This window comes from Prevotella sp. KH2C16 (assembly GCF_900113305.1).
Lineage (GTDB): Bacteria > Bacteroidota > Bacteroidia > Bacteroidales > Bacteroidaceae > Prevotella.
Genome location: NZ_FOOW01000029.1, coordinates 19,482 through 28,399 on the forward strand (window position 1 = coordinate 19,482; position 8,918 = coordinate 28,399).

Genomic DNA, 8,918 nt, shown 5'->3' on the forward strand with positions numbered 1-8,918 from the left:
TTTTACGATTATGACAATAAAGAAAGTTGAAAGACGAATTAAGATAAAGTTCCGTATTCGTAAGAGTATAAAAGGAACGGCTGAGCGTCCTCGTCTTAGCGTTTTCCGCTCAAATAAGCAGATTTATGCTCAGGTGATTAATGATTTAACAGGCAGGACTCTTGCTTCTGCATCATCTCTGGGACTTGAAAAGTTGCCAAAGACTGAGCAAGCAAAGAAAGTCGGTGCCCTTGTAGCAGAAAAGGCAAAGGCTGCTGGGATTGAGGCAGTAGTTTTTGATCGTAATGGTTATCTGTATCACGGCCGTGTGCAGGCTTTGGCCGAAGGGGCTCGTGAGGGAGGTCTTAATTTCTAAACGATTATGGCAATGAATAGAGTAAAAGTAAATAGCGACATCGAACTGAAGGATCGTTTGGTTGCTATCAACCGTGTAACAAAGGTTACAAAAGGTGGTCGTACGATGCGTTTCGCTGCCATCGTCGTTGTAGGTGACGGTAACGGAGTTATCGGCTGGGGGCTCGGTAAAGCAGGTGAAGTTACTGCTGCTATCCAGAAGGGTACAGAGTCTGCAAAGAAAAACCTTGTCAAGGTTCCGGTTATCAATGGGACTGTTCCTCACGAGATTGAAGCTAAGTTTGCCGGAGCCCGGGTGCTTCTCAAGCCTGCTGCTACAGGTACGGGACTGAAGGCCGGAGGTGCTATGCGTGCTGTCTTGGATAGTGTTGGCATTACGGATGTCATCGCTAAATCCAAGGGCTCCTCAAACGCCCACAACTTGGTGAAGGCTACGATTCTCGCTCTTAGTGAGATGCGTGATGCCTACACGGTGGCTGGCGATCGTGGTATAGCTATGAATAGAGTATTTAATGGTTAATTAGGAGATATAACTATGGCAACAATTAAAATCAAGCAGATTAAAAGTCGTATCGGAGCTCCGATAGATCAGAAGAGAACTCTTCTCTCACTAGGGCTCCATAAGATTTCTCAGGTTGTTGAGGTAGAGTATACTCCGAGCAACCGCGGTATGATTCGCAAGGTTCATCACCTGATAGAAGTAGTTAAATAATTTTTAAATTCAGATGCTAATATGAAATTAAATAATTTAAAGCCAGCTGCAGGCTCAACACATTCTCGCCGTCGTATCGGCCGTGGTCCAGGTTCTGGTCTGGGCGGTACTTCAACGCGTGGCCATAAGGGTGCCAAGTCTCGCTCTGGCTATAAGAGGAAGATTGGTTTTGAGGGAGGTCAGATGCCGTTGCAGCGCCGCGTCCCGAAGTTTGGTTTCAAGAATATCAACCATAAGGAATACCTTGCCGTCAACCTGTCGACCCTTCAGTCCCTTGCTGAGACGAGAAATCTCACCAAGATTGGAATCGCAGAGCTCAAGCAGGCCGGTCTTACCAATGGCAAAGAGCTTGTGAAGATTCTTGGCAATGGTGAATTGAAGGCAAAAATTGAAGTAGAAGCAAATGCGTTCTCTAAGACAGCCGAGGAAGCTATCAAGGCTGTTGGTGGAACCGCAACTATTATCTAAGTAGATGAAAAAGTTTATTGAGACACTAAAGAACTGTTGGAAGATAGAGGACTTGCGTCAGCGGCTCCTCATAACTCTTCTGTTTACGGCTATTTACCGTTTTGGCTCGTTTGTAGTACTTCCGGGTATCAATCCGGGCATGTTACAGAAACTTCAGTCGCAAACCTCTGGTGGCCTTATGTCGCTGTTGGACATGTTCTCTGGTGGTGCATTTTCGAATGCGTCAATCTTTGCACTCGGAATCATGCCTTACATCTCAGCTTCTATCGTTATGCAGCTTCTCGCTGTCGCTGTTCCTTATTTCCAGAAGATGCAGCGCGAAGGTGAAAGTGGTCGCAAGAAAATCAACTGGTATACTCGTATCCTGACTGTAATCATCTTGGTGTTTCAGGCTCCGAGTTACCTCATCAACCTACGAATGCAGGCTGGTCAGGCTCTGGCCTCCGGCATTTCATGGTCGGTGTTCATGATTCCGGCAACCATTATCCTTGCGGCAGGAAGTATGTTCATCCTATGGTTGGGTGAGCGCATTACGGACAAGGGAGTTGGAAATGGAATCTCCTTGATTATTGCAATTGGCATTATCGCCCGTCTCCCCCAGGCTTTTGTCCAGGAAGTTGGCTCTCGCTTTACGGCGATTAGTGGCGGTGGTCTTGTTATGTTCATAGTCGAGATTCTGATCCTATATGGAGTTGTTTGCCTGTCGATTCTATTGGTACAAGGAACGCGCAAGATACCTGTACAGTACGCTAAGCGACTTGTTGGCAATAAGCAGTTTGGTGGAGCTCGTCAGTATATTCCTCTGAAATTGTTTGCTGCTAATGTGATGCCTATCATCTTTGCTCAGGCTTTGATGTTCATTCCTTTGGCGGTCGTACAGTATCAGAGCGAAAATGCCAGCTGGTTGGTTCAGAATCTGATGAACACGCGCAGTCTGCTGTATAATGCGATTTATGTGATCTTGGTTATCGCCTTCACATATTTCTATACGGCAATCACTCTGAATCCGACTCAGATGGCTGAGGACATGAAACGCAATAATGGGTTTATTCCCGGTATTAAGCCGGGTAAGGATACTGCGGAGTATATTGATACTATAATGTCTCGTATTACTTTGCCAGGCTCTTTGCTTATTGCCTTTGTTGCTATCATGCCTGCACTTACAAGCTTCCTTAATGTTCAGCAGGAATTCTCACAGTTCTTCGGAGGAACTTCTCTCTTGATTCTCGTTGGTGTTGTTATCGATACACTCCAGCAGGTTGAGAGCCATCTTCTGATGCGTCATTATGACGGACTGTTGAATTCAGGCCATACTCGTCAAGGAGCTGTATCTGCCTATTAGTCAGAGATATCGTAATGGAGATATTTCTGAAGACGGAAGATGAAATCAACCTGATGCGCAGGGCAAACCGACTTGTTGGGGCCACCCTTGCGGAATTGGGTAAACATATTGAGCCAGGCGTTTCGACCCTTCAATTGGACAAAATTGCGGAGGAGTTCATCAGAGACCATGGGGCAATCCCTACTTTCAAGGGCTTCCCTAATCCTTTTGGAGGGCCGTTTCCAGGAAGTATTTGTACTTCGGTGAACAATGTCGTCGTACATGGAATACCAGACGAGAAAACAATCCTCAGAGATGGAGATATTATCTCAATCGATTGCGGAACACTCCTCGACGGTTATAATGGCGACAGTTGCTATACCTTTTGTGTTGGAGAGGTTGCTCCCGAAGTGAAGCATTTACTGAAAACCACCAAGGAAGCTTTATATCTCGGTATAGAGCAGGCGGTAGCTGGAAAGTATCTTGGTGATATAGGTGCAGCCGTCCAGGAATCCTGCGAGAGCGAGGGCTACGGTGTGGTTCGTGAGCTTACAGGACATGGAATAGGTAAGGAGATGCACGAAAAACCACAGGTCCCAAACTATGGGCAGCGTGGTAATGGCGTAATGCTAAAAGCTGGAATGTGCATTGCCATTGAACCTATGATTACGATGGGCGATCGGCAAATTTGGTTACTGCCGGATAAATGGGGTATTATAACCCGCGACGGAAAACCTGCTGCTCATTTTGAGCATACGATTGCGATTCGTGAAGGCAAGGCTGAGATTTTGTCTACATTTGAGGAAATAGAGAAATTAGAAGGAGATATTTATTGATATGGCAAAACAGTCTGCGATAGAGCAAGATGGAACCATCGTTGAGAGCTTGTCTAATGCGATGTTCAGAGTGGAACTTGAGAATGGTGTACAGATTATTGCGCACATCTCGGGTAAGATGAGAATGCATTATATAAAAATTCTTCCTGGCGACAAGGTGAAAGTGGAAATGAGTCCATATGACCTGACAAAGGGTAGAATCGTTTTCAGATACAAGTAACAATATAAAGATATGAAGACTAGAGCATCATTAAAGAAGCGTACACCCGACTGCAAGATCGTTCGTCGTAAGGGTCGTCTGTTCGTTATCAACAAGAAGAACCCTAAGTACAAGATGCGTCAGGGTTAATGTTAAAGAACTGTAAATGTGCTCATAATTGCAGAATTATGGGTATCTTTGCATGCTTTTAGCAAAATTCAGAACAAATTTTTTATTATTTATTTTACAAATGGCAATAAGAATTGTTGGAGTAGATTTGCCCCAGAATAAGCGTGGCGAAATCGCATTGACCTATATCTATGGTATTGGTCGAAGTAGTTCAGCAAAGATATTGGACAAGGCCGGTGTAAGCCGCGACCTGAAGGTCAGTGAGTGGTCTGACGATCAGGCAGCCAAGATCCGTGAAATTATCGGTGCTGAATTCAAAGTAGAAGGAGATCTCCGTTCGGAGATTCAGATGAACATTAAGCGCCTGATGGATATCGGTTGCTATCGTGGAGTTAGACATCGTAATGGTCTTCCTGTTCGCGGGCAGAGCACAAAGAATAATGCTCGTACTCGTAAGGGTAAGAAGAAGACTGTTGCTAACAAGAAGAAGGCTACTAAGTAATTCTGAAGGAGGAAATTAATTATGGCAAAAAATCAGAAAGCAACATCTAAGAAAAGAAATGTAAGAGTTGACGCAATGGGTCAGCTCCATGTACATAGTTCTTTTAATAACATTATTGTGTCTCTTGCCAATTCGGAAGGTCAGGTCATTTCTTGGTCTTCAGCCGGCAAGATGGGCTTCCGTGGCTCTAAGAAGAACACTCCTTATGCAGCCCAGATGGCAGCGGAGGATTGTGCAAAGGTAGCCTACGATCTTGGTCTCCGTAAGGTTAAGGCTTATGTTAAGGGGCCGGGCAACGGTCGCGAAAGTGCTATCCGTGCCGTGCATGGTGCAGGCATCGAGGTTATTGAAATCATAGATGTAACCCCATTACCGCACAACGGATGCCGCCCTCCGAAGCGTCGTCGTGTATAATTCAGTATAGAGTTGATAGTTAAGAGTTAAAGATTGGCTCTTGCAGAATTTAAAATTTTAAAAGAACATTTTATAATATTATGGCTAAGTATATAGGTCCGAAATCTAAAATTGCACGCCGATTTGGAGAACCCATCTTTGGTGCTGACAAAGTTTTGTCCAAGAGAAACTTCCCTCCTGGACAGCATGGCAATAACCGCCGCAGAAAAATGTCTGAGTACGGTGTCATGTTGGCAGAGAAGCAAAAGGCCAAGTACACTTATGGTGTGCTTGAGCGCCAGTTCCGTAATATGTTTGACAAGGCAGCTAAGGCCAGCGGTATCACGGGTGAGATTCTCCTTCAGAATCTTGAGTGTCGTCTCGACAATGTCGTGTTCCGTATGGGTATTGCCCCCACTCGTGCAGCAGCTCGCCAGCTTGTAGGGCACAAGCATATTGTTGTTGACGGTAAGGTTGTGAATATTCCTTCTTATGCTGTCAAGCCTGGTCAGGTTGTAGGCGTTCGCGAGAAGGCAAAGTCCCTTGAAGTCATAGAGGTATCCCTTGCAGGTTTTAACCATAGCAAGTATCCTTGGATCGAGTGGGATGAGAATTCTAAGAGCGGCAAGTTTCTGCACAAGCCAGAGCGTGCCGATATCCCTGAAAATATAAAGGAGCAGTTAATCGTTGAGTTGTACTCTAAAGCTTAAATTATTAAATTAATGGCAATATTAGCATTTCAAAAACCCGATAAAGTAGTGATGGTGGAGGCTAACGACCATTTCGGCAAGTTCGAATTCCGTCCTCTTGAGCCTGGCTTCGGCGTAACCATTGGCAACGCTCTCCGCCGCATTCTCCTCTCATCACTCGAGGGCTTTGCCATCAACACCATTCGTATCGGTGGCGTTGAGCATGAGTTCTCGTCAGTACCTGGTGTGAAGGAGGATGTTACTAACATCATCTTGAATCTCAAGCAAATTCGATTCAAGCAAGTAGTAGAAGAATTCGAGAACGAGAAAGTTAGTATCACCGTGGAGAACACAACAGAGTTCAAGGCGGGCGATATTGGCAAGTATTTGACTGGATTTGAAGTGTTAAACCCTGATTTGGTGATTTGTCATTTAGATGCAAAAGCTTCAATGCAGATTGATCTCACCATCAATAAAGGCCGTGGCTATGTGCCGGCAGATGAGAATCGTGAGTTCTGTACTGATGTGAATGTGCTCCCAATCGATTCAATCTACACCCCGATTCGTAATGTGAAGTACTCGGTTGAGCCATATCGTGTCGAGCAGAAGACCGACTATGACAAGCTGGTTATCGAGGTTACGACGGACGGTTCCATCGCTCCTAAGGACGCGCTGAAAGAGGCTGCAAAGATTCTTATCTATCACTTCATGTTGTTCTCTGACGAGGAGATTACTCTTGAAAATCCTGATCAGGACGGCAACAAGGAGTTTGACGAGGAAGTACTGCATATGCGCCAGCTCCTGAAGACCAAGTTGGTTGACATGAACCTCAGTGTTCGTGCGCTCAATTGTCTGAAGGCAGCTGATGTAGAGACCCTCGGTGATCTCGTTCAGTACAACAAGACCGACCTCTTGAAGTTCCGCAACTTTGGTAAGAAATCGCTCTCGGAGCTTGATGATTTGCTCGAGAGTCTGAATCTGTCGTTCGGAACCGACATTTCAAAGTATAAACTGGACAAGGAATAAGTCCACAAAAGCAAAAAACAAAAATGAGACATAATAAGAAATTCAACCACCTGAGTCGTACTGCAGACCATCGTGCTGCCATGCTTGCCAACATGGCTATCAGCCTGATCCTGCACCAAAGAATCACTACGACCCTTGCCAAGGCCAAGGCCTTGAAGAAGTATGTAGAGCCCCTTATCACACGCTGTAAGAAGGATGACACCAACAGCCGCCGTGTTGTTTTCCGCTATCTGCAAAACAAAGAAGCTGTAAAGGTGTTGTTTGGTAAGGTCGCTGCAAAGGTGGGTGATCGTCCGGGCGGATATACCCGTATCATAAAGCTTGGCACCCGTCAGGGTGATGCTGCAGAGATGGCTTTCATCGAGTTGGTAGACTTCGATGAGAACATGGCCAAGACTCCTAAGGCAGAGAAGAAGACTCGTCGTAGTCGTCGCTCCACCAAGAAGGCAGTAGAGGCTCCTGTAGCAGAAGCTCCGGTTGTAGAGGCTCCCGCAGAGGAAGCTCCCAAGGCCGAGGAGGCACAGGCTGAATAGTTCAGGTTATTCAATCAAGCATACATAGAGCGCTTTCCCTTTCTGGGGGAGGCGCTTTTTTCTTGGCTACGGGGTGATTTGATTTAGGGAAATCCCTATCTTGATTTAGGGAAAAAGGCTTCCTTTTGTCATCTATTTAAGTTATCTTTGCAAACAGATTAATAGCTCGGACATGAAAACGAAGAAAGGAATTATCATGGTAATGGGCGCAACGCTGCTGGTAAGCAGCTGTGGCACCTATGCAGGTACTGGCGCTTATGCAGGCGTGGGGCTGGGTTCTATTCTCGGCAGTGCAATCGGCGGCCTTAGCGACGGCCCTCGCGGGTCAGACCTGGGCACGATTATCGGCATGGCCGGAGGTGCTGTGGTGGGAGCTGCCATCGGCAACGCGCAGGATCAGAAGCGTCAGGCGGACTTAGACCAGTATCATCGCGACAAGGCCGAGCGGGCTGCAGCCCGTGCAGCCAGGCAACAGCAGGATACGGTTGAGCCGTATACGGCTCCGGAATCCGACCCCTCCTATGGCAGCGGATTTGACGAGACGAACAGCGGAGACGACCGCATCTACGACTTCAACAGCAGTGAATATACCGGCGACTACACGGCTCAGCAGCCCGTGGCCACGGCTCCTGCCTCTTCCAGTGTCGAGGATTTGACGGAGGGTTTCACCTATAGTCCCGACATCGAGGTGCGCAACGCCCGCTTTGTAGACGACAATGAAGACAATGCCATTTCCCGCGGCGAGCTTTGCAAGGTGATATTCGAGATTGTCAACAGAAGCCAGCGAACCCTCCACGATGTGCAGCCCACGGTCGTAGAGGCCGATGCCAACAGGCACCTCTTCATCTCGCCGAGCGTACATGTAGAGAAGATTGAGCCCGGAAAGGGCGTCCGATACACGGCTTTGGTGAAGGCGGACAACCGCCTGAAGAAAGGGAATGCCAAGATTTGCGTGTCGGTTTTGGAAGGCACCAACAAGATTATCTCCAAGGTGAGCGAGTTCAACATCCCCACTTTAGGCAAGTGAACATCTGACATAAAGCATCCTTTATGGGAGGTCAGGCCGCAAGGCATGGCCTCTTTTTTTGTGCCTTTTCCTTCGGGATGATGCCCGTTGCCGTGTCGGAAGCCGCTTCCTGTTTGACAAAATCGGCGATTTTGTCCCATGAATTCAGCGATTTTGTCGTTCAATCTCGCCGATTTTGTCAGCCGGGTAACCGCTTGAAGGTGTGGAGCTGTCGGCCGCTGCCGTTCTTGCCGGCTGGAGATAGCGGGAGCGGGAGCCGTCGGGCGCATTGCGCCCTAATGAAATCTTAAGGAAAGGTTAAGGCTATGTTAAGCTAACTTCGCTGTTTTCTCCGTACCTTTGCGTTGTCAAAAGAAAACATTTAAACGAATAGAAAGGAAGAAAATCATACGCGAGTTCGGGATAAGATTACCATGCAAATAGCTCTAATTGTCTTGATTTCTCCACATGCACTGGCAGCGCCTCCGGCTTGTTGTCAAAGAAACAGTAGGCCGCGAGAGCCGAGCATAGGTTCATCATAAAGTTGTGTATGGACCGGTGTCGTGAATGCACGAGGTTGGCCTTGTTCTTGAGCAATTCGTTGATACACTCGATGATGTACCTTTTTCTGAGCATGATCTTGTCCCACATGGGCATGAGCTTATTCTTCATGTTGGCCTTGAGGCCATGCACGAGATGGATGCCCTGGTCGAAGAGATGCTCGAAGAGTGCCTTCTTGATGTAGCCTCT

At 47.0% G+C, this 8,918-nt stretch carries 15 protein-coding genes; 14 read left to right on the top strand and 1 reads right to left on the bottom strand.

Translation table 11 applies throughout. The features are described from left to right. Positions 1 to 10: 10 nt before the first annotated feature. The 14 genes from rplR to BM114_RS12915 all read left to right on the top strand — a co-directional run bounded on the left by rplR (position 11) and on the right by BM114_RS12915 (position 8,189). Positions 11 to 355, top strand: a complete 345-nt coding sequence (gene rplR, locus BM114_RS12850; RefSeq protein WP_092114026.1) for a 50S ribosomal protein L18 — start codon at positions 11 to 13, stop codon at positions 353 to 355. 6 nt (positions 356 to 361) lie between these two features. Continuing rightward, positions 362 to 874 (top strand): 30S ribosomal protein S5, encoded by a 513-nt coding sequence (gene rpsE / locus BM114_RS12855; RefSeq protein ID WP_092114027.1) that lies wholly within the window; start codon positions 362 to 364, stop codon positions 872 to 874. A 15-nt stretch (positions 875 to 889) separates the two neighbouring features. Continuing rightward, positions 890 to 1,066: a 50S ribosomal protein L30 gene (gene rpmD, locus BM114_RS12860; RefSeq protein WP_092114029.1), complete on the top strand. Its 177-nt coding sequence runs from the start codon at positions 890 to 892 to the stop codon at positions 1,064 to 1,066. A 21-nt stretch (positions 1,067 to 1,087) separates the two neighbouring features. Next, a complete protein-coding gene (rplO, locus tag BM114_RS12865; protein WP_092114031.1) occupies positions 1,088 to 1,534 on the top strand; it encodes a 50S ribosomal protein L15 in 447 nt (148 codons plus the stop codon). Positions 1,535 to 1,538: 4 nt separating this feature from the next. Next, positions 1,539 to 2,876 (top strand): preprotein translocase subunit SecY, encoded by a 1,338-nt coding sequence (secY, locus tag BM114_RS12870; RefSeq protein ID WP_092114033.1) that lies wholly within the window; start codon positions 1,539 to 1,541, stop codon positions 2,874 to 2,876. Between the two features lie 14 nt (positions 2,877 to 2,890). Further along, positions 2,891 to 3,691 (top strand): type I methionyl aminopeptidase, encoded by an 801-nt coding sequence (gene map / locus BM114_RS12875; protein WP_092114035.1) that lies wholly within the window; start codon positions 2,891 to 2,893, stop codon positions 3,689 to 3,691. Position 3,692: 1 nt separating this feature from the next. After that, positions 3,693 to 3,911, top strand: coding sequence for a translation initiation factor IF-1 (infA, locus tag BM114_RS12880; RefSeq protein ID WP_004341775.1), 219 nt, complete (start codon positions 3,693 to 3,695; stop codon positions 3,909 to 3,911). A gap of 12 nt (positions 3,912 to 3,923) precedes the next feature. After that, positions 3,924 to 4,040: a 50S ribosomal protein L36 gene (gene rpmJ / locus BM114_RS12885; RefSeq protein WP_009160995.1), complete on the top strand. Its 117-nt coding sequence runs from the start codon at positions 3,924 to 3,926 to the stop codon at positions 4,038 to 4,040. Positions 4,041 to 4,140: 100 nt separating this feature from the next. Further along, positions 4,141 to 4,521 (top strand): 30S ribosomal protein S13, encoded by a 381-nt coding sequence (gene rpsM / locus BM114_RS12890; RefSeq protein ID WP_022252022.1) that lies wholly within the window; start codon positions 4,141 to 4,143, stop codon positions 4,519 to 4,521. A 21-nt stretch (positions 4,522 to 4,542) separates the two neighbouring features. Then, the gene (rpsK, locus tag BM114_RS12895; protein ID WP_092114037.1) at positions 4,543 to 4,935 is read left to right on the top strand and encodes a 30S ribosomal protein S11; all 393 of its coding nucleotides are present in this window, start codon (positions 4,543 to 4,545) and stop codon (positions 4,933 to 4,935) included. 80 nt (positions 4,936 to 5,015) lie between these two features. Next, a complete protein-coding gene (gene rpsD / locus BM114_RS12900) occupies positions 5,016 to 5,624 on the top strand; it encodes a 30S ribosomal protein S4 (protein WP_092114039.1) in 609 nt (202 codons plus the stop codon). A 12-nt stretch (positions 5,625 to 5,636) separates the two neighbouring features. Then, positions 5,637 to 6,629, top strand: a complete 993-nt coding sequence (locus BM114_RS12905; RefSeq protein ID WP_092114041.1) for a DNA-directed RNA polymerase subunit alpha — start codon at positions 5,637 to 5,639, stop codon at positions 6,627 to 6,629. 23 nt (positions 6,630 to 6,652) lie between these two features. Then, positions 6,653 to 7,162, top strand: coding sequence for a 50S ribosomal protein L17 (gene rplQ / locus BM114_RS12910; RefSeq protein ID WP_092114043.1), 510 nt, complete (start codon positions 6,653 to 6,655; stop codon positions 7,160 to 7,162). Between the two features lie 172 nt (positions 7,163 to 7,334). Further along, complete coding sequence (locus BM114_RS12915; protein ID WP_092114045.1) at positions 7,335 to 8,189, top strand: hypothetical protein; 855 nt, start codon at positions 7,335 to 7,337, stop codon at positions 8,187 to 8,189. 408 nt (positions 8,190 to 8,597) lie between these two features. Here the strand turns inward: BM114_RS12915 and BM114_RS12920 are convergent. Next, the coding region (locus tag BM114_RS12920; protein WP_218151493.1) for a transposase at positions 8,598 to 8,918 on the bottom strand (321 nt) is incomplete at its 5' end.